Source organism: Rhodoferax sp. TS-BS-61-7 (assembly GCF_002943465.1).
Taxonomy (GTDB): domain Bacteria; phylum Pseudomonadota; class Gammaproteobacteria; order Burkholderiales; family Burkholderiaceae_C; genus Allorhodoferax.
The window spans coordinates 155037-178651 of the sequence record NZ_PTQY01000006.1 but is presented as its reverse complement, the minus strand read 5'-3'; the positions used below and the strand labels follow the sequence as shown (position 1 = coordinate 178651).

The 23615-nt window shown below is 64.1% G+C and carries 21 protein-coding genes and 1 riboswitch; of the genes, 11 read left to right on the top strand and 10 right to left on the bottom strand.

Annotated elements, in window-relative coordinates:
- Window positions 1–31: 31 nt before the first annotated feature.
- Window positions 32–538, top strand: coding sequence for a tRNA (adenosine(37)-N6)-threonylcarbamoyltransferase complex ATPase subunit type 1 TsaE (gene tsaE / locus C5F53_RS16280; RefSeq protein ID WP_105262445.1), 507 nt, complete (start codon window positions 32–34; stop codon window positions 536–538).
- Entirely contained in the window at window positions 535–1929 is a 1395-nt protein-coding gene (locus C5F53_RS16275) for an N-acetylmuramoyl-L-alanine amidase (RefSeq protein WP_105262444.1), read from the top strand. The genes tsaE and C5F53_RS16275 overlap by 4 nt, the downstream gene beginning before the upstream one ends.
- Window positions 1930–2013: 84 nt before the next feature.
- On the opposite strand, the gene C5F53_RS16270 is transcribed toward C5F53_RS16275, so the two are convergent.
- Window positions 2014–2661, bottom strand: a complete 648-nt coding sequence (locus tag C5F53_RS16270; RefSeq protein WP_105262443.1) for a VTT domain-containing protein — start codon at window positions 2659–2661, stop codon at window positions 2014–2016.
- 174 nt (window positions 2662–2835) lie between these two features.
- Here C5F53_RS16270 and C5F53_RS16265 point away from each other — a divergent pair, with 174 nt between their 5' ends.
- A complete protein-coding gene (locus tag C5F53_RS16265) occupies window positions 2836–3618 on the top strand; it encodes a hypothetical protein (RefSeq protein WP_146097382.1) in 783 nt (260 codons plus the stop codon).
- An 18-nt stretch (window positions 3619–3636) separates the two neighbouring features.
- On the opposite strand, the gene C5F53_RS16260 is transcribed toward C5F53_RS16265, so the two are convergent.
- Window positions 3637–6576, bottom strand: coding sequence for a bifunctional diguanylate cyclase/phosphodiesterase (locus C5F53_RS16260; RefSeq protein ID WP_105262441.1), 2940 nt, complete (start codon window positions 6574–6576; stop codon window positions 3637–3639).
- 176 nt (window positions 6577–6752) lie between these two features.
- Between C5F53_RS16260 and mutL the strand changes: the two genes are divergently transcribed.
- The 7 genes from mutL (at window position 6753) to C5F53_RS16225 (ending at window position 14837) form a co-directional block, all read left to right on the top strand.
- On the top strand, window positions 6753–8747 hold the full coding sequence (mutL, locus tag C5F53_RS16255) for a DNA mismatch repair endonuclease MutL (protein WP_105262440.1): 1995 nt from the start codon (window positions 6753–6755) through the stop codon (window positions 8745–8747).
- A complete protein-coding gene (locus C5F53_RS16250; protein WP_105262439.1) occupies window positions 8747–9484 on the top strand; it encodes a DNA alkylation repair protein in 738 nt (245 codons plus the stop codon). The genes mutL and C5F53_RS16250 overlap by 1 nt, the downstream gene beginning before the upstream one ends.
- A 130-nt stretch (window positions 9485–9614) precedes the next feature.
- On the top strand, window positions 9615–10508 hold the full coding sequence (locus tag C5F53_RS16245) for a DMT family transporter (protein ID WP_105262438.1): 894 nt from the start codon (window positions 9615–9617) through the stop codon (window positions 10506–10508).
- Between the two features lie 76 nt (window positions 10509–10584).
- Complete coding sequence (locus tag C5F53_RS16240; protein WP_105262437.1) at window positions 10585–11760, top strand: glycerophosphodiester phosphodiesterase; 1176 nt, start codon at window positions 10585–10587, stop codon at window positions 11758–11760.
- A gap of 46 nt (window positions 11761–11806) precedes the next feature.
- Window positions 11807–13222, top strand: coding sequence for an MATE family efflux transporter (locus C5F53_RS16235; RefSeq protein WP_236635406.1), 1416 nt, complete (start codon window positions 11807–11809; stop codon window positions 13220–13222).
- Window positions 13219–14190, top strand: coding sequence for a tRNA (adenosine(37)-N6)-dimethylallyltransferase MiaA (gene miaA / locus C5F53_RS16230; protein WP_105262435.1), 972 nt, complete (start codon window positions 13219–13221; stop codon window positions 14188–14190). The genes C5F53_RS16235 and miaA overlap by 4 nt, the downstream gene beginning before the upstream one ends.
- Window positions 14187–14837: an ABC transporter ATP-binding protein gene (locus C5F53_RS16225; protein ID WP_105262434.1), complete on the top strand. Its 651-nt coding sequence runs from the start codon at window positions 14187–14189 to the stop codon at window positions 14835–14837. Before miaA ends, C5F53_RS16225 begins: the two co-directional genes overlap by 4 nt.
- 65 nt (window positions 14838–14902) lie before the next feature.
- Here the strand turns inward: C5F53_RS16225 and C5F53_RS20610 are convergent, their stop codons facing one another.
- Window positions 14903–15640 carry a PEP-CTERM sorting domain-containing protein gene (locus tag C5F53_RS20610; RefSeq protein ID WP_236635405.1) on the bottom strand — a complete coding sequence of 246 codons (738 nt, stop codon included), beginning with the start codon at window positions 15638–15640 and terminating at the stop codon, window positions 14903–14905.
- Between the two features lie 279 nt (window positions 15641–15919).
- On the opposite strand from C5F53_RS20610, the gene C5F53_RS16215 reads away from it, so the two are divergent.
- On the top strand, window positions 15920–16657 hold the full coding sequence (locus tag C5F53_RS16215; protein ID WP_236635404.1) for an ABC transporter substrate-binding protein: 738 nt from the start codon (window positions 15920–15922) through the stop codon (window positions 16655–16657).
- Between the two features lie 15 nt (window positions 16658–16672).
- On the opposite strand, the gene C5F53_RS16210 is transcribed toward C5F53_RS16215, so the two are convergent.
- The 7 genes from C5F53_RS16210 to C5F53_RS16180 all read right to left on the bottom strand — a co-directional run bounded on the left by C5F53_RS16210 (window position 16673) and on the right by C5F53_RS16180 (window position 23614).
- On the bottom strand, window positions 16673–17341 hold the full coding sequence (locus tag C5F53_RS16210; RefSeq protein WP_105262432.1) for an ABC transporter ATP-binding protein: 669 nt from the start codon (window positions 17339–17341) through the stop codon (window positions 16673–16675).
- Complete coding sequence (locus tag C5F53_RS16205; protein ID WP_201740874.1) at window positions 17334–18914, bottom strand: iron ABC transporter permease; 1581 nt, start codon at window positions 18912–18914, stop codon at window positions 17334–17336. The genes C5F53_RS16210 and C5F53_RS16205 overlap by 8 nt, the downstream gene beginning before the upstream one ends.
- A gap of 31 nt (window positions 18915–18945) precedes the next feature.
- Window positions 18946–19977 (bottom strand): thiamine ABC transporter substrate binding subunit, encoded by a 1032-nt coding sequence (locus C5F53_RS16200; RefSeq protein WP_105262514.1) that lies wholly within the window; start codon window positions 19975–19977, stop codon window positions 18946–18948.
- A 60-nt stretch (window positions 19978–20037) separates the two neighbouring features.
- Window positions 20038–20131: riboswitch (TPP riboswitch) on the bottom strand.
- Window positions 20132–20172: 41 nt separating this feature from the next.
- The gene (locus tag C5F53_RS16195) at window positions 20173–20649 is read right to left on the bottom strand and encodes a DUF2269 domain-containing protein (protein ID WP_105262431.1); all 477 of its coding nucleotides are present in this window, start codon (window positions 20647–20649) and stop codon (window positions 20173–20175) included.
- Window positions 20646–21011, bottom strand: a complete 366-nt coding sequence (locus C5F53_RS16190) for a DoxX-like family protein (protein WP_105262430.1) — start codon at window positions 21009–21011, stop codon at window positions 20646–20648. The genes C5F53_RS16195 and C5F53_RS16190 overlap by 4 nt, the downstream gene beginning before the upstream one ends.
- A gap of 3 nt (window positions 21012–21014) precedes the next feature.
- Window positions 21015–22124: a saccharopine dehydrogenase family protein gene (locus C5F53_RS16185; RefSeq protein ID WP_236635414.1), complete on the bottom strand. Its 1110-nt coding sequence runs from the start codon at window positions 22122–22124 to the stop codon at window positions 21015–21017.
- A 5-nt stretch (window positions 22125–22129) separates the two neighbouring features.
- A complete protein-coding gene (locus C5F53_RS16180; RefSeq protein ID WP_105262428.1) occupies window positions 22130–23614 on the bottom strand; it encodes a DUF1501 domain-containing protein in 1485 nt (494 codons plus the stop codon).
- Window position 23615: the final 1 nt, after the last annotated feature.

Below are 23615 nucleotides of genomic sequence, written 5' to 3'. Positions count from 1 at the left end.
CCAGCTGGTCGCCACTGAATTGAGCCTTGTCTTGCACGCTGTTGATCGTCACCACCCCATTGTAGAAAGCGCCACCCTGGCCTGGCCGGACGAGGCCGCCACCCAAGCCTTTGCACAACACTGGGCCACGCAGCCCGCACTGGCCAACGCCTTTGTGGCCCTGCATGGGGACCTGGGCGCCGGCAAGACCACGCTGGTGCGCCACCTGCTGCAGGCGCTGGGCGTGACAGGCCGCATCAAGAGCCCCACCTACGCCGTGGTCGAGCCCTACGAACTGGACGCCCTCAACATCTGGCACTTTGACTTCTACCGCTTCAACGACCCGCGCGAGTGGGAAGAGGCGGGCTTTCGCGACATCTTTGCCAGCGCCGGCCTCAAGCTCGCCGAATGGCCCGAGAAAGCCGCGGGCGTGCTCCCCGTGGCCGATGTAGACCTGCACATCCGCACGCTGGATGACAGCAGCCGCAGCGTCACGCTGCTGGCCCACACCGCCGCTGGCCAGGCTTTGTTGCAAGGGCTGCAAGGAGCCACGCCATGAAACGCCGCACCCTGTTGCAGGCCGGCAGCGTGGTGCTCACCTTGGGCACCGCCCACCTGGCACGCGGCGCCACCATCATGACGGTGCGTGTGTGGCCGGCCCCCGAGTACTCACGTGTCACCATCGAATCCGACGCCGCGCTGAGCGCCAAGCAGACCTTTGTACCCAGCCCGCCGCGCCTGGCGGTGGACATTGAGGGCATCACGCTCAACCCCGCGCTCAAGGAACTGGTGGCCAAGGTCAAGGCCGATGACCCCAACATTGCCGGCATCCGCGTGGGGCAGTTCACGCCCACGGTGGTGCGCCTGGTGGTGGACCTCAAGCACCCCATTCGGCCCCAGGTGTTCTCGCTCGCCCCCGTGGCGGCCTACCAGCACCGGCTGGTGTTTGACCTGTACCCGGTGGACGAGGTGGACCCGCTGGAGGGCCTGATTGCAGACCGCCTGAAAGACGCGGCGCCCAAGCCGGCAACCACCACCAGCAAGCCCGCCGCCGATCCGCTGGACGCACTGATTGCACAGCACACGCAGCGCCCGGCCTCCAGCCCAGTCACCGTGGCCGGCCAGAATGCTCCTAAAACAGGAGCTGCTCGCGCAGACACAACGGGCGCTACAGGCCTAAATGGCACCAAAACTGCAACTGCACCTGGGTCTGGCACCACGACCGAACGCCTGATCATCATTGCGCTGGACCCGGGCCACGGCGGTGAAGACCCGGGCGCCATTGGCCCCGGCGGCACCAAAGAAAAAGACGTGGTGCTCAAGCTCGCCCACCTGCTGCGTGAGCGTATCAACCACGCCACCGTGAACGGCAGCGCCATGCGCGCCTACCTGACGCGTGATGCAGACTTCTTTGTGCCCCTGGGCACACGCGTGCAGAAGGCACGCCGCGTACAGGCCGACCTGTTTGTGAGCCTGCATGCCGACGCCTTCTTCACCCCCGACCCGCAGGGCGCCAGCGTGTTTGCACTCAGCCAGGGCGGTGCATCGAGCAGCGCCGCACGCTGGATGGCGGCCAAGGAAAACAAGGCCGACCTGATTGGTGGCCTCAACGTCAAGGCCAAGGACGCCACCGTGCAGCGGGCCCTGCTGGACATGAGCACCACCGCCCAGATCAACGACAGCCTCAAGCTCGGCAGCAACCTGCTGGGCGAAATCAAGCGCGTGGGCAAGCTGCACAAACCCAAGGTGGAGCAGGCGTCGTTTGCTGTGCTCAAGGCGCCCGACATTCCCAGCGTGCTGGTGGAGGCCGCCTTCATCAGCAACCCCAAGGAAGAGATCAAACTCAACAGCGAGGACTACCAGAACGAGCTGGCCGACGCGCTGATGCGCGGCATCCTGGCCTACTTTGCCAAGAACCCGCCGCTGGCGCGCAACCGCACGACCAGTTAGCCCCCACGCTCCGCCGCTGCGCGGGTCGCTACCCCCCAAGGGGGCGCGTTTCGCCTTGGGGCGGCCCGGCGGCGAAACCTTGTCTTACGTTTTCGCGCTGGCGCTGCGCGCCTTCCAGGCACCAAAGAGCACAAACAGGCCTGGGATCAGAATCATCCCCCAGATGATTTTGTCGAGGTTGGCCTTGACCCAGGGGAAACTGCCCAAAAAGTACCCCGCAGTGCAAATGCCCAGCACCCAGACCATGGCGCCCACCACGTTGAACAGCGTGAACTTGGTGCGGCTCATTTGTGCCACACCACCGACAAAAGGCACAAAGGTACGCAGGAAAGGCATGAAACGCGCCGCAATGATGGTGAAACCGCCATAGGTTTCGTAGAAGGTGTGGGCCTTGTCGAAGGCCGCCTTGTTGAAAAAGCGCGACTGCTCCCACTGGAACACCTTGGGGCCAAAGTAGCGGCCTATGGAGTAGTTGCACTGGTCGCCCAGGATGGCCGCCAGCAGCAGCACCCCCACCGCCACCGGAAAACTCATCAGGCCCACGCCGCACATGGCCCCCACCACAAACAACAGCGAGTCGCCCGGCAAAAAGGGCATGACCACCACGCCGGTTTCCACAAACACGATCAAAAACAGCAGGGCGTAAACCCAGGCCCCGTAGTTCTGCACAAAGACCTCCAGGTACTTGTCCACGTGCAGGATGAAATCGAAAAGCTGGGTAATGAGTTCCATAGGCGCCAATTATCCCTATGGCGCCTTGGCCCCAAATGTGGCGGGGATCCATTACCTGAGTACACGGCATCGCGTCGCCGAAAAGGCGGGGAAATCACCGCTTAATTCCACCATTAATCCCTAGGACTAACCCTAGACTGGTCGCCTCATCAACGTAACTGAAGGGGGGTTGTCATGGTTCCAGCAGCTAGCATTCCAAGGTCGGTGGTGCAAACCGCACATTTGCCATTCCGGGTCGAAATTGCCTCGGCAGCACAAATGGATGGGGTGATCCAGCTGCGTGCAGCGTCCTATGGCAAACACCTTCCCGATCTGGGCTGCAAATTGCGCGAAGCCGAGGCCGCCGACTTCGAATCCGGCTGCGAAGTGTTCGTAGCCACCTCCAAACTGGACGGCACGGTGCTTGGCACCCTGCGTACCCACGCCAATCTTGTACAGGCCATTCCGTTACAGCACTCGCTCAAACTGCCGCACCGTTTTCGCGGCAGCCGCATGGTGGAGGCCACGCGTCTGTGCGTCAGGGGCAATCCCAATTCCTCCCTGGTGCGCAGCGCACTGTTCAAGGCATTGCACAACTACTGCCTGGCGCAAAACGTGGACTGGATGATGGCGACCGGGCGCCGTCCTGTGGACCGCATTTATGACAGCTTGTACTTCTCGGATGTGGGGGATGCCGGAGTTTTTTATCCCATGACATTCACGGGCGGTGTGCCGCACCGTGTGATGTACCTGGCCCCCCAAGCGGTACAACCGCTGTGGCACGCGGCACAACACAGCCTGCACGATTTTTTCTTTGAAACCCGCCATCCGGACATTGACCTGAGCCGGGCCAAATCCATCGCCCACACGTGGCATTGCCCCGAGCCGGATGCCCCCCAGAGCACACAAGAGGACAGCCTGCCGCTGCACATACCAACGGCCATGCAACGCTCCCCGTCGGCGGCCCTGGCCTATTGAACAGGCTGCGCAGAACCGTTAATGCAGCATGCCGTGCTGGCTGTCTGAAAACAGGGACAAGGTGGCATCTGCATTGGTCTGCAGCAGTTTGACAAAGGCCAGAATCTCCGCGTCTTCAATGAAGTCGGCGCCACTGCGGGCAGCCAAAATACGGGAAGGGTCCACGGGCTTGCTGATGCCATAGCCCTGGGCGTAATCGATGCCCGCGTCCACGAGCGCACGGATGGTGGCGAGGTCTTCGGCAAACTCACCTACGGACTTCATGCCCAGGCTGTTTACCAGTCCCCCAATAGCGACAATGATCGCCATGCCGGATTGGCTGCGCGCCGCATCCCGCACCAGTGATCCATCCAGCTTGAGCGCATCCACAGAGAGTCCCTTGAGGTAGCCAAACGAAGAGTACCCAGCCCCAAAGTCATCCAGCCCCACCTTGGCGCCCATGGCGCGCACGCGGTCAATGAAGCGCTGCATGTTGCGCATGTCAGTAATGGCTACGGTCTCGGTGATCTCGATACAAATCTTGGACAAGGCCAACGGGTGCTGCTCAAACAGCGCGAACAACTCTGCCGTAAAGGACTCATCGTTGAGTGACCCCCCGGACAGGTTGACACCCACAAAATGTGTGTGCTGCAGGCTCTGCGCATTGCGCTCCAACCAGTCGATCGCGGTAGTCACCACCCAGCGATCAATGATGGCTGTCTTGCCATGCGCTTCCGCCGCCTCGATGATGGTTCCGGCAGGCACCACCGTGCCATCGGCTTTGCGCAGGCGCACCAGGATTTCAAAGTTCAGCGAATCAAAAGGCCGGCTTAGGGACAGCTCGGGTTGCATCACCAAGAACAGGCCTTGGGGTGTCTCACCGCGTTCCAGGCAGTTGATAAGGTCCAACTCATCCTGGTGTTGCTGGAAAAAGCGGTCGCCCGACTCCATAACCACCATACGCTGCGTACTGCGCTTCTTGGCCATGCGACACAAGGTATCTGCCGCCGACACAATGTCTTTGAGCGGGGACCTGCCAAACTGCGCCATGCCCACCAAACCACCCGACACGTCCAGCGAAAAACTCTGGTTGTCGATCTGAAAAGGGGTGGACCCAATCAGCATGGCGATGCTGTTGCAGCTGATTTCGCTGTCCTCCATGCTGGCACGGGAGAACACAATCACAAATTCATCGCCGCCCACACGTGCCAGCCTGTCGTGGCGTTGCAGCACGCTGCCCATGCGCTCAGCCACCTGCTTAAGCACGTTGTCGCCCGCCGTGTGACCGTAGAGATCGTTAATCAGTTTAAAACGGTCCAAGTCGAAGTACGCCAGCGCGCTCGGCTGGTAGTCTGGCTCATCCATCTCCAAAGCCAAACCTCGCAAATTCAGGCAACCCGTCAGAGGGTCGTGGCTGGCCAGGTACTCAAGGCGCTGGGTGGCTTGCACACGCTCGGTGATGTCCTGCAGCGAGCACTCAATGATGTTGCCATCCACCGTAGACGCCTTGATGGCAAACCAGCTTTGCCCGCCAGCACGTGGCAGCAGCATCTGGGTTTGCAGGTCGATCGAAGTACTGCGCCGCGCACTGTGCAAGGCCACGACCTGCTGCACCACGTCGTCCCCAAACAGCTCGTGCAACACCAACGCGTCATCAGACGCGGGGCGTCGCACCATCGCATGAAAGGCGGGGTTGGCCTTCATCACATTCTGGCCGCTACCGATGGTGAAGAGTCCCACAGGCGAATCTTGATAAGCCGCCTCCAGCATCTTTTGCGCGCGCTGGTTTTGCTGACGATGGAAGCGCATGTGCTCCGCCACGGCAGCCGAAGCCAGCAGCGCAGATGCAATCGCCGCCGTCACACTGTTGAGTCCTGCCAGCAGGATGCGGTGGCCGGTAGCCGCTGCCACCACCTCATTCATGCTCGCCACCAGGGTCACAGCGATAGACGCTGCGTACCACCCCGCCACACGGGAGTGCGTATGACGCAAGATTTTGGTCAGGTACCACATCATGAGTGCCACCACCGAGAAGGTGGCCACCCACAAAATGGGCAAGGTGCGCTCGTAGGAGAGGAACGGGCAAGCCAAGATGATGGCCACCGCGCTGAACTGGTGCAGAGTCAGGGGCCAGCCGGCGTTCACCTCTTCGAGCTCGCTCTTGAACAGCGCACTGAACAGGCCAATCGTCATGGCGTAGTACATGCACAGCGTCCACTGCCGAATCAGAATCATCCAGGACGATGCAATCGGGTAGCCCAACAACTCCAGGTCGGTGCCTGCCGACAAACCTGCCATGCGCATGTTCAGCAGCAGCCAGCCGACGAAAGTCCAGTAGAGCGCGCTGCGGTTCACCAGTGCAGTGAGCAGCATAAAGATGGCCAGTACCCCGATGCCGGCCTCCAACATCACCCCGGTTTTTTGATGTGCCACCTGGGCTTGCGCCAAGACTCTGGACTCCCAGAGCTCTGCGGCAATTTTGGCCGGGCCGCGGTAGGCTGCCCGGCACACCAAGGCCACGTTGGCAAGCCCCGCGGACAGCGGTAGCGAAAAACCAGCCCGGCTGCGCCGCATGGCGCCCGACGTCCCCTGACGATGGGCTTCTCCCAGTAACTGCCCGGTCTGCGAATTCCAGCAGGCCATCGCAGCCGCGTGGCGCGAGGGGAAATCAATCTCCAAGGAATCGCCCACAAGCCCTTCGGGAACACGCAGGGAAAACCAAAAAGGGTGCGCAGACAAGCGCGTTTCAGCGGAGACCTGCGCGGGCAGGGTCTCCAGCCGCTGTACTAACGGCAGCAGTACGCCCGTGTCTACGGGCTCCACCTCTTCCCAGACATGCAGAGATAAAGTGCGCCCCTTTGCCGGGTCAGAGTGTCCCAGCTGCCACAGCAGGGTGAGGCCCGCAAGCGCCACCAACACGGCAGGGAATACCCAGGTGGTCAATCGGTCCAACAACGTTCCAACGAGTTTTTCCGCCATACCTTTTCTATACTTTTTAGATATCAGCTCCGGGACAGGCCCGCTACATAAACATGCGGCGCCCTAGGCGCCTCTTCTACTATGCCATGAGAACTTGCCACAACCCGTGAAGTTACAAATACACACGGCACCAAAGCCGCGACGACGCCTTGTGGTGCCGCCCCTAAAATGGACCGGTGAACGCACCGCTCCCCCCCTCCCTCCCCCGCCGCCCCATCCGCGAACTGCCCGACGAACTCATCAGTCAAATTGCGGCCGGTGAGGTGGTGGAGCGCCCGGCCAGCGTGGTGCGCGAGCTGGTGGACAACGCGCTGGACGCCGGCGCCACCCAGGTCACGCTGCGGTTGCTGGCCGGCGGCGTGCGCCTCATCAGTGTGGAAGATGACGGCCAGGGCATCTTGCGCGACGAGTTGCCCATCGCCTTCAAACGCCACGCCACCAGCAAGATCGGCAGCCTGCACGATTTGGAGAGTGTGGCCACCATGGGCTTTCGCGGCGAGGCATTGGCTGCTATCAATTCCATAGCTGATTGCGCAATCTTGTCGAGGGCTAGCGGCCTAAATGATGCCTATCTGCTAGACGGGCGCACCGGTGAACTTAAACCCGTGGCGCGCAGCCAGGGCACCACGGTGGAGGTGAAGGAGCTGTTTTACAGCACCCCCGCGCGCCGCAAGTTCCTCAAAACCGACGCCACCGAGCTGGCCCACTGCATCGAAGCCGTACGCCGCCACGCGCTGGCCCGCCCCGACGTGGGTTTTGCCATCTGGCACGAGGGCAAGCTGGTGGAGCAGTGGCGCCGCTGCCTGGACATGTTTTTGGCCGAAGCCCCCCCCGAAGCAGCACTGGCCGCACTGGACCAGCGCCTGAGCGACGTGCTGGGCCCCGAGTTTCTGGCGCAAAGCGTGCGTGTGGACTGGCACAGCAAGCAGGCGAATGAATACGGCCAACCCGCGCTGCGCGTATGGGGCCGCGCCGGCGTACCCGACGCCGCCCGCTCCCGCGCTGACCAACAGTTCTGCTACGTGAACGGCCGCTTTGTGCGCGACAAGGTGCTCACCCACGCCGCCCGCAGCGCCTACGAAGACGTGCTGCACGGCCACCGCCAGCCGGTCTATGCGCTGTACGTGGCCATGGACCCCACGCGGGTAGACGTGAACGTGCACCCCACCAAGATCGAGGTGCGCTTCCGTGACAGCCGCGAGGTACACCAAGCCGTGCGCCACGCCGTGGAAGACACCCTGGCCGCGCCGCGCGCAGCCGCGGCGGCAGGCACAGTGGATGGTCAAGCCCAGGCGCCTTCGCTGCTGGCCCAGCCCAGCACTTATGTGCCAAAGATGCCTGTAGCCCCCATGTACAGTGCGCAACCAGCTATCAAATTTGAAGCAGATACAGGCTTGATAGGCCACCGCGTCAGCGACGTAGGCGCCCTCTGGCAGCGCAGTACCAACACCCCAGACGGCTGGGCGGCTGTGGGCTCTGCGCAGGTAAAGGAGGAGCCCGCACAGCGGGCGGGGGACACGGAGCAGAGCCCACAGCCGCCCAGCCGTCCCGCGAGCGAAGAGGAAGTCTGGCCCCTAGGTCGCGCCATCGCCCAGCTGCAAGGCGTCTACATCCTGGCCGAAAACAACCAGGGCCTGGTCATCGTGGACATGCACGCCGCCCACGAACGCATCGTCTACGAGCGGCTCAAGACCCAGATCAGCCTCACCGCACCCGATGGATCAGTCCACCCACTGGCCAGCCAGCCCCTGCTGATCCCCGCCACCTTTGCCGCCACACCGGACGAAGTGGCCACGGCCGAGGCCCATGTGGCCACACTCAACACCCTGGGCCTGGAAATCAGCCCCTTCTCGCCCAAAACCCTGGCCGTGCGCGCCGTGCCCACCACCCTGGCGCAAGGCGACGCGGTGGAGCTGGCGCGCAGCGTGCTGGCCGAACTGGCGCAGCACGACGCCAGCACCGTCATCCAGCGCGCGCAGAACGAAATCCTCGGCACCATGGCCTGCCACGGCGCCGTGCGCGCCAACCGCAAACTCACTATCGAAGAAATGAACGCCTTGCTGCGCGACATGGAAGCCACCGAGCGCAGCGACCAGTGCAACCACGGCCGCCCCACCTGGCGCCAGCTCACGCTCAAGGAGCTGGACACGCTGTTTCTGCGCGGTCGCTAATGCATCCTGTGCCCGGCCTGAGCCCCGAGGCCCACGCGGCCGAAGGCGCTTTGTTTGCGCTGGCCGATGCTGGCAAAGCACAGACGGCGGCGCGTTATTTTCAAAGCGCTCCAGGCCAGTATGGCGAAGGTGACCTGTTCTTGGGCATCCGTGTGCCGGTGATCCGCGAGACCGCACGCCAGTTCAACACCCTCACGCTGGACGACTGTGCCGCCCTGCTGCAATCGCCCTACAACGAGGTGCGCCTGTTCGCGCTGGACATCCTCACGCGCCGCTTTGCCAAGGGCAAGGAGCCCGTGCAAACCTCAGTATTTGAGTGCGTGCTGCAGCAGCGCCGTCGCATCAACAACTGGAACTTGGTGGATGGCGTGGGCCCTTACATTACTGGGCCGTATCTGCTCAAGCGCGACCGCAGCATCCTCTGGCAGTGGGCACAGTCCCCCGTGCTGTGGGAGCGGCGCCTGGCCGTACTCAGCACCTTTGCCTTCATCCGCGCAGGCGACTTGGACGACGCGCTCAAGCTCTACGCACAGCTGCTCACCGACCCGCACGACCTCATGCACAAGGCCTGCGGCTGGATGCTGCGCGAGCTGGGCAAGCGGGACGAGGCACGGCTGTTGGCGTTTCTGCAAACGCATTACACCGCCCTGCCCCGCACCACGCTGCGCTACGCGATTGAGAAATTCACCCCGGAGCAGCGCGCCGCGATGCTCCGGGGTGAATTCAGCTTCTGGTAGATGGCCAAAAGTTATGCTTGGCTAGCCAGCATGCACTGCTTACAACCATACCGATCCAGATGAGCAGCCCCCAACCGCGCCCCTACCAGAGCACCGACGACGGGATGCTTGCCCATCACCACCAACGCCCATGAAAACCAAATACTTCGCGCAACTCGTCGCCCTGTCGGCGCTGTGGGGCGCATCCTTCCTGTTCATCCGCATGGCCAGCCCGGTGTTCGGCCCCAATGTGCTGGCGCTGCTGCGCGTGGGCTTGGCCACCGCCACGCTGGCCATTTTGATGCGGGCCATGCGCCAGCCCTGGGCCTGGCAGCACTGGCGCACGCTGGCGGTCATCGGTGCCCTGTCGGTGGCCGTGCCGTTTTTGCTGTTTGCCTGGGCCGGGTTGCAGCTGCCGGCGGGTTACAGCGCGTTGCTCAACTCCACGGCGGTGATCTTCGGCATGTTTGCCTCGGCCCGCATGGGCGAAGACACCATCACCACACGCAAGGTGCTGGGCTGCCTGTGCGGCTTGGCAGGCGTGGCTTTCATCGTGAGCCTGGGGCCGGTGCAACTGTCCCCGAGCGTGGTGCTAGCCGTACTGGCCTGTGTGTTGGCATCGGCCTGTTATGGCTTTTCGGCCCCCATCACCAAACGGGCCGTGGGCCACATGCAGCCGCTGCAAATTGCCGCCGGCATCCATGCCATGTCACTACTCATGCTTCTGCCGGGCGCCGCCTACAGCCTGCCAGATGCAGGGTTCACCCTGGGGGCCCTGGTTGCCACGGCGGTCATGGGCATCGTCACCTCGGGCCTGGCCTACTGGGCCCACCTGCGCATCCTGCGCCACGTCACACCCGTGGCTGCCATGAGTCCCATTTTCATGATCCCTGTGTTTGGCGTGTTGTGGGGCCACCTGTTTCTGGGTGAAGAGCTGGGCAGCGGCGTGCTGATCGGTGGTGCCCTGGTGTTGGTGGCCAGCGCGCTCATTACCGGTTTCAACCCCCTGCAGCGCTGGCTGGACCTGATCGACGCCAAACCCTGAAACCGCGCTGTCATGGATTGGTCACACGGCGACACCATCATCCGCCGCTGGTCATTTCAACTCCAAGGGACATTCCATGACACGTTTCCGTTTCACCGCCACCGCAGTGGCTTTGTCTGCCGCGGCCCTGCTGGCGGCCTGCGCCAACACCGGTCTGCAAACCTCCGCCTACCCCACGCTGAACGGCGCCAAACCCCTGGTCATTGGCCACCGCGGCGCCAGCGGTTACCTGCCAGAGCACACCCTGGCTGCCTACAAAAAGGCCGTAGAGCTGGGCGCTGACTTCATCGAGCCCGATCTGGTCGTCACCAAAGACGGCGAACTGGTCGCCCGCCACGAACCCAACATCACCGCCACCACCGATGTGTCGGCCCGCCCCGAGTTCGCCAGCCGCAAAACCACGCGCAAAGTGGACGGCGTGAACGAAACAGGCTGGTTTGCCACCGACTTCACCCTGGCCGAGCTGCGCACCCTGCGCGCCAAACAAGCCAACGCCGCCCGTGACAAGTCCTTTGACGGCCAGTTCCAGATCCCCACCTTCCGCGAAATTTTGGACCTTGCCAAGTCTGAGTCCGCCCGCACCGGCCGCACCATCGGCGTGTACCCCGAAACCAAACACCCCACCTACCATATCGACGCGGGTCTGCCCATCGAGCCACGTTTGCTGGCTCTCTTGGCCGAATACGGTTACACCCAAAAGACTTCGCCGGTCATCATCCAGTCCTTCGAAGTGTCCAACCTCAAAGCCCTGCGCAAGCTGACCCAGGTGCGCCTGGTGCAACTGGTGGACGCCGACGATGTGGACTCCAAAGGCAACGTGACCCTGGTGGCCCCCTTCGACAAACCGTATGACTTTGCCGTGGCCAAAGACAGCCGCACCTTCCCCGACCTGCTGACCCCCAAAGGCCTGGCCGAAGTCAAAACCTACGCCGACGGCATTGGCCCCTGGAAACCCTATCTGGCCAGCGCCGCCCATGTGCTGGGTGCCGACGGCAAACCGCGTGACCTGAACGGCGACGGCAAAATCACCGACAACGACCGCGTGGCCCTGCCCCCCACCGACGTGGTGAAGAACGCCCACGCTGCCGGCCTGTTTGTGCACCCCTACACCTTCCGCAGCGAAGCCCCCGGCCTGTTGTCCGACTACAAGGGCGACGCCAAGGCTGAATACAAACGCTTCTTCGCGCTGGGTGTGGACGGCCTGTTCAGCGACTTCCCTGACACCGCGGTGGCCGCGCGCGACGGCAAGTAAACGCGACAAACCGAGGGGCACACCGCGCCCCTAGAATGGCAGGCCCATGTCTGCCATTCCCTTTCCGTTTTCCCCTACCCGCATGCGGCGCGCAGGCACCGAACTGGCAGCCCTGTGGCAACTGGCCTGGCCCATCCTGATCGGGCAGCTGGCAAATGTAGGCATGTCGGTGGCCGATGTGGCCATGGCCGGCCACGCGTCGGCACACGACCTGGCCGGCATCTCGCTGGGCGTCTCCATCTGGAACATCACCATCATCACGCTCATGGGGCTGATGATGTCAGTGGCACCCTTGGTGGCCCACCATGTGGGCGCACAAGAATTTGACAAGGTGCCGCACCTCGTGCGCCAGGGCCTGTGGAAGGCGTTGGGCGTAGGGCTGTGTGCCATGGTGCTGGTTAACGTGGCCGCGCGGGTGTTTGACCACATGGACATCGAACCCCATGTGCGCGAGGTGGCCAGCGGTTTTGTCTTCATCATCAGCTTTGGCCTGCCGGCCTTCACCTGCTACCGCGTGCTCTACGGCTACAGCGCCAGCCTGAACCAGACCAAACCCATCATGGTCATGTCGCTGGCCGCGCTGGGGCTCAACGTGCTGGTGAACTGGCTGCTGGTGTTTGGCGTGGGCCCCTTCCCACGCCTGGGCGGGCTGGGCTGCGCCTGGGCTACGCTGCTGTGCGTCTGGCTCAACTTTCTGGGCCTGCTGCTGTGGATGCGCTTTGCGCCCACCTACCGCAGCACCTGGCCCTTTGGCCAATGGGAATGGCCGCACCCCGCCAAACTGCGCGCACTGTGGAAACTGGGTTTTCCGATTGGCGTGACCTACTTTGCCGAGACCAGCGCCTTTGGCCTCATTGCCCTGCTGATTGCCGGGTTTGGCAGCCGCGAGGTGGCAGCACACCAGATTGCGCTGAACTTCACCTCGCTGGTCTTTATGGTGCCGCTGAGTTTGGGCATTGCCTTGCTCACCCGGGTGGGCCAGTCGCTGGGCGCAGGCGACCCGGTGGCGGCGCGTTTTCGGGCCTGGGTGGGGGTGAATGCGGGCTTGGGGTTTGGTGTGGTGTCCGCCATCGCCATGGCGCTGTTTACCCACCAAATTGCCTGGGCCTATACCAATGACGCAGCCGTAGCCGCCCTGGCCGCCAACCTGCTGTTGCTGGCCGCGGCGTTTCAGCTGTCGGACTCGGCCCAGGTGGTGATCAGCTGCGCCATCCGCGGCTACAAGGTCACCCGCAGCCCCATGGTGATCCACCTCACTGCCTTCTGGGTGTTCTCGCTGCCGCTGGGCTGTGTGCTAGGTCTGGCGCCGCAGTGGCTGCCCTGGCACCCGGTCCAGGCCATGGGCGCACAAGGCTTTTGGATTGCGCTGGTGGTAGGGCTGACGGTGGCCGCGGTGGGCCTGGTACTGCTGCTGCGCAAGGTGGCGCTGGACCACTTGCCCGTGCAAGGGCGCACTGCATGAGCACGCTGCCCTTCCACATCTGCCTGGCCGGCCCCACGGCCAGTGGCAAGACGGCCGCCGCGCTGGCGATTGCAGAGCGCCACCCGTGCGAAATCATCAGCGTGGACTCGGCCCTCGTGTTCCGCAGCATGGACATTGGCACAGCCAAACCCAGCGCCGCCGAGCTCGCAGCCGTGCCGCACCACCTCATCGACATCCACGACCCGCTGAATGCCTACAGCGCCGCCGAATTTGTGCGCGACGCGCAAACGCTAATCGTGGACATTGCCGCACGTGGCAAGCTGCCACTGCTGGTGGGCGGCACCATGCTGTACTTCAAGGCCCTGTTCGACGGGCTGGACGACATGCCCGCCGCCAACCCCGAGGTGCGCGCCGCGCTGGACGCCGAAGCGACCGAGAAAGGCTGGCCCGCCATGCACGCCGAGCTGGCGCTGGTGGACCCGATCACCGCGGCCCGCCTGGCCCCGGCCGACAGCCAGCGCATCCAGCGTGCGCTGGAGGTGTACCGCATCTCGGGTTTGCCGCTGTCGCACTTCCACGCGGCTGGCTCTGCTATCAAAACAGAAGCTGCTCGCGCAGATTCCACGGGGGCTAGAGCACTAATTTCCTTGGAACCCACCGACCGCGCCTGGCTCCACGGCCGCATTGCCCAGCGCTTTGACACCATGCTGGCCCAGGGTTTTCTGGACGAGGTGCACACCCTGCGCGCGCGCGGCGACCTGCACCTGGACCTGCCCAGCGTGCGCTGCGTGGGCTACCGCCAGGCCTGGGAGGCACTCGATGGTGTGTGGCCGATGGCCGAGCTGCGCGACAAGGGGATCTTCGCCACCCGCCAGCTCGCCAAGCGGCAGATCACCTGGCTGCGCTCCATGCCGCAGCGCCAGGTGGTGGCGGCCGATGCGCCCGATGCACTGGCGCAAGTACTGACGCTGGTCGACACCATCTTGGCCCAGCGTCCCACCCCATGACCCTGCGCGTCCAGGCCCTCAGCAAACATTACGGCAGCACGCCCGTGTTTGCCAACGTGTCGCTGGACGTGGCGCCCGGCGAGTTTGTCGCCATCGTGGGCGAATCGGGCGTGGGCAAGTCCACGCTGCTGAACTGCATGGCCGGGCTGGACCACTGGGACAGCGGCAGTGTCCAGCTGACCGGGCACAACCTTGCTGCATTGAACGACGACGCGCGTGCCCTGCTGCGCCGCGGGGCCGTGGGTTTTGTGTTCCAGGCCTTCCATGTGCTGCCGCATTTGGATGTAGCGCAAAACGTAGCACTGCCGCTCTTGCTGTTGAACCGGCCCGACCCGGCACGGGTCGAGGCGCTGCTGGAGGCCGTGGGCCTGGGCGGCCTGGGCGCGCGCCTGCCGCAGCAGCTCAGCGGTGGGCAGTTGCAGCGTGTAGCCATTGCGCGGGCACTGGTCCACCAGCCGGCCCTGCTGCTGGCAGATGAACCCACGGGCAACCTGGACCCCACCACCGCCGCCAAGGTGATGAACGCCCTGGTGGCGCAAACCCGCCAGCACGGCACGGCGCTGGTACTGGTCACCCATTCGTTGGCCGCTACCGCGCAGGCCGACCGTGTGCTGCACCTGCGGGTCGATGGCATTGCACCGGCCTGATGCACCGACAGACGCCCAACAAAAAACCGGCACAAGGCCGGTTTTTTGTTGGGGAACGCAAACGCTCAGCGCTGCTGCTTGCGGCGGCGCGCTGCCATGCCCACCGCGCCCAGACCAGCCAGCAACAAGGCATAGGTTTCGGGTTCGGGCACGGCGCTCACACTGATCAGCGTGTAGTCGGACTGGTTGGTGCAGTTGCGGCAACCACGGGCTGCGTCGCCCTCAATCGCCGTGAAAACCAGCTTGCTGACCAGCTTGTCGCCAAAGGGGTTTGCCACATTCCAGACACCGCCCAGGCCATCAGCGGCTGCGCTCAGGTTGGTGATGGTCGCGCCAACGCCAGACCACAGCGCCAAGGTGGTACCGGTAGCCTTGAGCGTGAAGGAGTGCCACCTACCTTCGTAGAAGGCCTTGACCTTGGCGACTTCGTTCACATCGTGGTATTCGCCGCCATCAAACAACAGGCCCAGCGTGAAGCTGGTGATCTTGATACCGGCCGAGAAACTGCCGGTGATGGACTCGCCAATGTCGATTTCGCCCGGGGTGCGCTCGGAACCGCGCTTGGGCGACACGCCCACGCCCTGGAAACCGCCCTGACCGGGCTTGAAGCTGAAGTTGGCGTCGTTGCCACCAACCTTGGCAACAAAATTAGCCGTCACACCATTCAAAAAGGTGGTGCTGTAGCTGCTGCCAGTGCCGAAGTTGTCACCGTAAATGGTGGTGTTGGTATTGGGGGTGCTGGCCTGTGCGGCCAGTGCCAAGGTGGCGCTGAGTGCGCCAACCATCCAGAATTTGAAAGACATACGTTTTTTCCTCACCTTGTATCAAAGTGTTACAAGGTTAACGGCTCGACCTGACCGGCTCAATAGTCCGTTGGGCTCACTCCGTCATAGGCCCTAGGCCATGGCCCTGCGCCAGGCCCTGGTTCTGGCTTTTACCGCTGACAGCACAGGGGGCTTGCGCTAGACTGATTTGTAACAAACCGGAAGCTCCTCGTGCGCCTGCCCACTCTCTTGCCTACGTTGACTACTTGCATTGCCCTTGCCACGGGTGGGGTAGCCATGGCGAACTGCTCCCGCCCGATGCAAGTCCCCATGTCGTCCACGGGGCAAAGTGTGATCATCAGCGATGGCGAGATCAGCGGCATTTACCCCGAACTGCTGCGTTCACTGGGTGGCAAAGATGGTTGTGAATTTGTGCTGACGCCGGTGCCGCGTGCACGCCAGGAACTGCTGTTTGAAACCGGCAAGGCGGACCTGCTGGTGCCGGCCACCAAGACCCAACGACGCGACGAGCACGGCATATTTGTGCCGCTCACCCGCAGCCGCGCCACCCTGATTTCGTTGGATGGGAAGCGAGCACCCTTCAAGAGCGCCTACGACCTGATTGAGCGCAAGGACGTGCGTGTGGTGCTGGTGCGTGGATTCGATTACGGCGTGGCCTACCAGGAACTGACGGAGGCACTGCAGCGGCAAAACCGCCTGGTGCTGGAATCTGACCCGCTGGCCGTAGCCCGGGTGCTCAAGGCCAACCCAGGGGATGTCACCATCATGGCGCCGGTGATTCTGGTGGGGGCTATCCAGGACGATGCGCGGGTTAGCGACATGGTGGACAAGCTGCGCTTCGACCCGATTGCGGAATTGCCCTGGGGAGACAACGGCCTTTACATCTCCAAAAACTCTCTCAGCAAAGAAGACAGCGCCACGCTGCTGGCCCTGCTGAACCGCCCCACCGTGGCGAGTACGCTGTGGAAGAGTTTTCAGACCTACTATCCGGCCAATGTGCTCAAGGAAAGCATTCGCCCGCGCGACAGCAAATAGACGCAGGGCACCGGCTCACCACTGGGGTGCCAGCGCCCCGCCCACCAGCCGGTAACCGCGTGTGCCCATGGCGCGGGCCTCGGTCTCGTCATGCGTCACTAAAATCGTCGCCATCTGGAATTCGGCAATACGCTGCACAAACTCCTGGCGCAGTTGCAGCCGCAGCTCGGCGTCCAACGCCGAGAAGGGTTCATCCAGCAGCAACACACGCGGCTGGGTGATCAGCGCACGCGCCAGCGCCACGCGCTGCTGCTCACCACCGGATAGTTGCCACACCTTGGACTTGGCAAAGGCCTGCAGGCCAAAACGCTCCAGCATGGCCACGGCCTGCGCGCGCGCTTCTGCCTTGCGCTGGCCTTGCTCCACCAGGCCAAAGGCCACGTTGTCCAACACGTTGAGGTGCGGGAACAGCGCGAAGTCCTGGAACATCAGTGCAAAGCCACGCCGCTCGGGTGGGGTGTCGGTGATGTCTTGACCCGCAAACAGTACACGCCCGCTCTCGGGCGGCTCCAGCCCGGCCACGATCTTGAGCAGGGTGCTCTTGCCGCTGCCCGAGGGGCCCAGGAGCGCCGCCGTCTCGCCGGGGCGCACCTGCAGCGCCAAGTCCTGCAGCAGCACGCGCGGTGCGGCGTGCTTGGGGGCATAGGGCTGCCAGTATTTGCAGATCGCGTGCAGCTCAAGCATGGTCCGGGTCCTCGGGGCGCTTCCATTCAATCAGTACAAAGGCCAGCAGCGCCAGCCCCATCAGCACACAGGCCAGCACCAGCGCGGCGCTGCGGTTGGCCGCACCGGGGCGACCCAGGTGCTGGTAGATCAGGGTGGTGAGTGTGGCCCATTCAGGGCGCGACAAAAACAGCGTCACCGCAAACTCGCCCACGGCGGTGGCCGCGGCAAACGCCATGCCACGGCGCAGCGCGGGCGCCAACAGCGGCAGCGTGATGCGCACAAACGCCCGCCACGGGCTGGCGCCCAGGCTGCGGGCGGCGTCCAGGTAATGCTCAGGCAGGCTGTCCAGCGCGGAGGCAATGGACTTGGCCACAAACGGGTAGGCCAGCAAGGCATAGGCCGCCACCAGCAGGCTGAAGCTGCCGGTCCACGCCGGGTACAGCAGCAACAGGCCAAATGCCACCATGACGGGTGACACCATGAAGGGCAAAAACACCAGCGCCCGCAGCCACAACACGCGCCGCGCCGCCAGCGCATGCGCCAGGCCCAGCGCCGTGGCCAGCAACAGGGACAAAGCGGTGAAGCGTGCGGTGTTGTAGAGCGCGGCCAGCGTGTCATCCTCCAGCAGCACGGCCCAGGCCTCCGCTCCTGAATGTATAGCACCTTGCGCAATGGCGACGAGGGGTAGCGCACAAATCAGCATATAAACTGCGACCATGACCAGCACGGCAGCCCATTGCGCAGCGCCGCGGGGTTGCACACGTGGTACACGGTCCGCACGGCCGGGCGCAGCCAGCCGGCGCTCGATGGCCGCATAGGCCAACGCCACCAGCGCGGTCAGCAGCAACATCCACACCGCCAGCACGCCAGCCTGCTGCAGCTGCAGCTCGTGCGCCACCAGCGTGTAGATCTCCACCTCGGCCGTGGCGTAATCTTGCCCGCCCAGCACCAGCGCCAGGCCAAAGCCGGCAAAGCAATACAGAAACACCAGGCACAGCGCCGAAGCCAGCCAGGGCGCGATGGCCGGCCACTCCACGCGCCAGAACGCACGCCAGGGCGTGGCGCCCAGCGTGCGCGCCGCAGCCACGCGCGAGGCACTCACCTGCCCCAGCGCGTCCGTGCCCGCGCGCACCACCACGCAGAGGTTGAAAAACAGATTGCCGTAGAGCAGCAGCCAGGGCGTGTCCTGCAGGTCCGGCCCACCCAGGCGCACCAGCAGGCCCTGCGGCCCCAACAGCGCCAACACCCCCATGGCGGCCACCAGCGTGGGCACCACAAAGGGCAGCATCAGCCCGCGCAGGATCAGCGTGCGGCCGGGAAAATCAAAGCGCGCCAGCACCCAGGCCATGGGCAGGCCGAGGACGAGGGAGGCGACGCAGGTGATGGTGGCCTGGCAGAACGACCAAGCCATGCGCCAGCGCAGATACGGGTCCAACCAGGGTGCGAACAAGGTGGCCACACCGGCATCGCCGTGCCAGCCCTCCACCAGCAGACGCAGTGCAGGCGCCACCAACACCACCAGCAAAAACACCAATGGCAGCACGGGCAGCACCCAGCCCGCCCAGGGCTGCGCCGGGTTGCGGTGGCGCACGGTCAACTCCGCAGGCTCAGGTTTCCGCGGATTACTTCAGCACCACCTTGGTCCAGCGCGCCACCCAACCGGCGCCCTTGCTGGCAATGTCGGCATCGCTAGGGGCGTTAAAGGCGGCGGGCTCGGGGGCGAACTTGAAAGCGTCGGACTTGGCCACACCGGCTTCGGCGGGGTACATCCACATCTCGGTCTGCATGCCCTGTTGCACGGCGGGCGAGCGCAGGAATTCCACAAACTTCTCGGCCGCAACGCGCTCCTTGCCGCCCTTGACCAGCGCCACGCCCTCCACCTGACGGAACACGGCGCCGGGCAGGCTCAGCGATGCGGTGGGTGGCTCAGCCAGCTTGGTCTTGCTGTAAAACAACTCTGCTGCCGGGCTGGTGGCGTAGCTCACCACGATGGGGTGTTTGCCGCCGTTCTGGCTGAACTCGGTGTAGTAGGCCTCGCTCCAGCCTTTGGCCACCTTCAGGCCGTTGGCGCGCAGCTTGGCCCAGAAGTCAAAGGCCTTGTCCTCGCCCATGGCGCCAATGGTGGCCAGGAGGAAGGCATAGCCGGGGCTGCTGGTCGCGGGGTTTTGCACAACGAGCAATTTGGCGTAGGCAGGCTGGGCCAGGTCGTCCAGCGCCTTCGGCACGGCCACGCCGTTCTTGGCAAACCAGGCCTTGTCGTAGTTCAAGGTCACGTAGCCGTAGTCCACGGGCACAAGCGGTGCGGGCAGTTCGGCAGTGGGCTTGCGGCTGGAGGCGGCACCGGCGTAGCTGTCCAACACATCGGCGGCCAGGGCCTTGGGCGCCAGCGCGTTGTCGATGCCGTAGACCACATCGGCAATCGGGTTGGCCTTGGTGAGGATGAGCTTGTTCAGCATCTCGCCGGCGTCACCGGCCTTGGTGATGCGCAGCTTCACGCCATTGTCTTTTTCAAACTGCGCCAGCAGGGGCTTGGGCACGGTGAAGGAGCTGTGCGTCAGCACGCGCAGGTCGGCAGCGTGGACAGCCGTCAGGCCCGCGGTCAGCAGGGCAGCGCCCAGCGTGGTCTTCAGAAACGAAAAAATCCCGTGTTGCATGGTGTGCTCGCTTTCAATGCGCCAGCAGAAGGTCGCATCAAAAACCGGCACCCGCAAGACGGGACAGGCTTCTCACACTTCCTACGCTGGCATAACCCAGATCAGGTACATGGGGTATTTCTCAGTCCTGTGACGGACACCCCCGGTGGAAGCTTGGATTGTAGGCTTTTGCGTCTGTGGGCCGCCTGCGCAGGCCTATGCCCACAGGGCCGGCTTGGCCACCATCAGGTAGAACACCGCCAGCATGGCGATGAAGGCGGGGTAGCCCAGCGCTTCCCAGCGGCGCGCGTACTGCCAGTAAAGCTCCGGCAAGGATTCGTTCTTTTCATGTGCCGCTTTCGCCATGTCGGCCATGCGCAACTGCAGCGCCACCACGGGTGTCCAGCAGGCGCCAGTGAACAGGTAGAGCGCCACCGTCACCAGCAACCATGGCGTGTGCCAGGGGTAACCGGCCAGGTAGGCCATCCACACGCCCGTGATGGGCTGGATCACCACGGCGGGCGAGGTGAACCAGGTGTCGGCCCGCACCACCAGGCGTGACACCACGGCCTGCGCCGCAACCACGCCACTTCGGTTGGCGTAGAAGAAGAAAAACGCCATGCCAAACCCGGTGCCCACCAGCACCACGCTGGACAAGATGTGCACCCACTTCAAAAACACATACAGACTCACGGCGACCTCCGCATCAGGATCCACAACAGCACCGCGATGGGCACGTTCTTCGTCAGCGGGCCCAACGGGTGCAGCCACAGGGCAGGCTGCATGAAGGTCGCCACCACCGTCATGCCCAGCATCGCCAGCAAGGCCAGGCCGTAGACGCGCCGTATCGGCCACACCAGCAAGAGCAGGCCCAGCACCGCATCTACCGCAGCACCCGCCCACACCAGGGCATCGGCCATGCGCATGTCGGTCACACCACTGGCCACCAGCAGCATGCGGCTTTGCCCACGCAGCTCCAGCACACTGACGATCGCCGTGGCCAGCCAGACAAAAACCAGGCTGTAGCGCAGCCACCGCAGTTCAGCATATCCCATGGCTTAGCCCTCCTCCACGACATCCGTGACCATGCCCCACTTGGCGAACTCGGGGGTGAAGTCTTCCAACTTGTGCAGCCCCACACAAGCGCGTGCACCGGATTCCATGCGCTCACCAGCTGCTAGGCGGCGGGCCAGCAGGATGGCGGCCATGCAGGGGATTTCGGGGCCGTGGTCGTTATCGGCGGCGATGTGCCAGGCACGCTTCACCAATACGCCATCCGCATTCACACCCACCACGCGCACCACCATCCCGCCCAGGGCCGAGCCCAGGGGGTCGAAGACCTTGGCACCTGCGTTCAACAGGCGCGCGAGGGACGCAGGGTTCTTGAGCACACCCCGTTGCCGCAGCCAGGCCAGCACCGCAAACGCGCATTGGGACAGGCCAACTTCCAGCGCTGCGCGGAACTCCACGCGGTCCTGCACCCGGTAGTGTGCGGGGAACAACTCCAGATCCGGGATGTCGCACACCGCACCCAGGCGTGGCCGCAGGCGCGCAAACTGCACGCGCTGCAGATCGGCCCAGCCGGCCCGGTCCTGCCAGCGCCCGCCGCGCCACACCGGGATGGGCACACCGCAGTAGCTCAGCACGGCCTCCAACGTGGCCACGCCGCGCGGCGCCGTTTGGGCCGGCGCAATGCAGATGTCGATGCTGTCCACCCGCTGCCAACCGCGGGTCAGAAACTCCACCACGGCCGACGACAGCGCGGGCACCGTGCTGGCGCCGGTGATGGCCACCCGGTTGGCCGCCACAAACGGGCCCAGCATGGCCGAAGCAAAGTCACAGACAAAACGCCGACCATCCGCCAGGTCGATGTAGTGCGCACCAGCCTCTGCACACGCCCGGGCCACCGCATAGTCTTGCCCCTGAAACGGACCTGCGGTGTGGATCAGCAGTTCCACCCGGTGCTCGCGCAGCGCCTGTGAAAAATCCGGGCTCTGGCAATCCACCACCGCAGCGCTGGCACCCGCGCCATGCGCGTGGTTGAGCTCTCCAGCAAAGGCGGAAGCACGCCTCTCATCCCGTCCAGCAACCAGCAAAGTGATGGAGGGATCTGCAGCCAGGGCACGACAGATACGAGCGCCAAAGTTTCCGTACCCACCCAACACCATCACTCTCATGCAGACATTCCCATAAATCCCAAATCCACAGGATAGTCGGCTCGCCCAGCGGCCGCTCCAAACTGCCGCAGGTTTGGCAGGATGGTGTTCATCTCTTGTGGCCCGACGCCAAACCATCGTGCCAGTGTGGCGGCGTACTGATCCACCGAGGTACTGGGCAGCAGACGGCCTTGACCCACATGCCATTGGTCTTGTGGTGCGCCGGTGTTGCCCACGCTGACAGGGGGCGGCGCGCCGTAGAAGGCGCGGCCCTTGACGGCGCCCCCCACCACCAAGTGGTGGCCGCCCCAGCCGTGGTCGGAACCATCGCCGTTGGACGTCAGCGTGCGGCCGAAGTCGGACGCCGTAAAAGCGGTCACGTTCTGCGCCACGCCCAGCTCGACCGTGGCGCGGTAAAAGGCCGCCATAGCCTCGCTTACGCGACCCATCAACACGGGCTGCTGCGCGATGAGGTTGTCATGCAGGTCAAAGCCACCCAGCGACACCATGAACACCTGGCGTTTGGCGCCCAGCACATCCCGGCCCTGGATCAGGCGCGCCACCATCTTCAACTGGTCGGCTAGCGGGTTGCTGGACGGGAACTCGGTGGCAAGTGGCTTGGCTCCACCACTTTGGCTACTGGCCAACGCGGCGGCCACATGCACCTCGGCCTCACGCGAGCGTTGCATCACACGCACGTATTCGTTTTCCAACGGATGGGCGCTGGACTCCGAGATCATTTGCGACATCAATTCCTTTACCGCTTTGGAGCCGTACACCGCGTTATCCGTGGCGGCCCGCACGCGCACCGCGCCACCGGTGCTGACTTGGTACTGCAGCGCCGAATCACCCGACAGAAACACCGCATTGCCGGTGACCGACATGCAGGTGAACAAAGACTTGGCATTGCTGCGCAAAGCCAGGTCGCCCAGGTGCCCGCCCCAGCCCACGGTGGAGCCCTCGGGTGAGGACGACTGCCAGATGGACTGCTGGTCGTTGTGCGAAAACAGCTTGGGCGGCAGTGGGTAGGTCTTGCGGTCCGGGCTGTTGAACTGCGCACGCGTGAGCGGCACCACCAGCGGCCCGACATTGAGCTGCACCGCGGCTTGGCCTGCGTTGAACAGATCGGCCAGCCCGGTCATGGCCGGGTGCAGTGCGTACTGCCGCCCGTCAGCCAGTGGCGTGCCGGGTTGCAGCAAGGTGCGCTGCAAGTCGGCGTGTGCCAGCGCAATGCCGCCACCGGCATCGCCCGCACCGCCACGCACGGCGGCGTACTGCGCGTAACTGGCGGGATCGAATGTGACCACGGTGTTCGCATAGTCGTTGCCACCGTAGAGGAAGACACAGACCAACGCCTTGTAGTCGGTGGCAGTGGCCGCGGCGGCTTCGCCTAGCGCGGCCAAGTTCAGCGCGGTAGGCAAGGCGGTGCCAGCAAGGGCCAGTTGCCCGCTGCGCTTGAGAAAGGCACGACGGGTGTGAAGGTCGGGTTGGAGCAGGTGCATG

Bases quoted from the DNA above. Each gene is read 5' to 3' on its own strand.
- C5F53_RS16260 (WP_105262441.1), bottom strand. From the start codon at position 6,576: ATGGCGGAAAAACTCGTTGGAACGTTGTTGGACCGATTGACCACCTGG.
- C5F53_RS16275 (WP_105262444.1), top strand. From the start codon at position 535: ATGAAACGCCGCACCCTGTTGCAGGCCGGCAGCGTGGTGCTCACCTTG.
- C5F53_RS16225 (WP_105262434.1), top strand. From the start codon at position 14,187: ATGACCCTGCGCGTCCAGGCCCTCAGCAAACATTACGGCAGCACGCCC.
- C5F53_RS16190 (WP_105262430.1), bottom strand. From the start codon at position 21,011: ATGGGATATGCTGAACTGCGGTGGCTGCGCTACAGCCTGGTTTTTGTC.
- C5F53_RS16270 (WP_105262443.1), bottom strand. From the start codon at position 2,661: ATGGAACTCATTACCCAGCTTTTCGATTTCATCCTGCACGTGGACAAG.
- C5F53_RS16245 (WP_105262438.1), top strand. From the start codon at position 9,615: ATGAAAACCAAATACTTCGCGCAACTCGTCGCCCTGTCGGCGCTGTGG.
- C5F53_RS16250 (WP_105262439.1), top strand. From the start codon at position 8,747: ATGCATCCTGTGCCCGGCCTGAGCCCCGAGGCCCACGCGGCCGAAGGC.
- C5F53_RS16265 (WP_146097382.1), top strand. From the start codon at position 2,836: ATGGTTCCAGCAGCTAGCATTCCAAGGTCGGTGGTGCAAACCGCACAT.
- C5F53_RS16180 (WP_105262428.1), bottom strand. From the start codon at position 23,614: ATGCACCTGCTCCAACCCGACCTTCACACCCGTCGTGCCTTTCTCAAG.
- C5F53_RS16200 (WP_105262514.1), bottom strand. From the start codon at position 19,977: ATGCAACACGGGATTTTTTCGTTTCTGAAGACCACGCTGGGCGCTGCC.
- C5F53_RS20610 (WP_236635405.1), bottom strand. From the start codon at position 15,640: ATGTCTTTCAAATTCTGGATGGTTGGCGCACTCAGCGCCACCTTGGCA.
- miaA (WP_105262435.1), top strand. From the start codon at position 13,219: ATGAGCACGCTGCCCTTCCACATCTGCCTGGCCGGCCCCACGGCCAGT.
- C5F53_RS16215 (WP_236635404.1), top strand. From the start codon at position 15,920: ATGCAAGTCCCCATGTCGTCCACGGGGCAAAGTGTGATCATCAGCGAT.
- C5F53_RS16240 (WP_105262437.1), top strand. From the start codon at position 10,585: ATGACACGTTTCCGTTTCACCGCCACCGCAGTGGCTTTGTCTGCCGCG.
- C5F53_RS16235 (WP_236635406.1), top strand. From the start codon at position 11,807: ATGTCTGCCATTCCCTTTCCGTTTTCCCCTACCCGCATGCGGCGCGCA.
- C5F53_RS16185 (WP_236635414.1), bottom strand. From the start codon at position 22,124: ATGGTGTTGGGTGGGTACGGAAACTTTGGCGCTCGTATCTGTCGTGCC.
- C5F53_RS16210 (WP_105262432.1), bottom strand. From the start codon at position 17,341: ATGCTTGAGCTGCACGCGATCTGCAAATACTGGCAGCCCTATGCCCCC.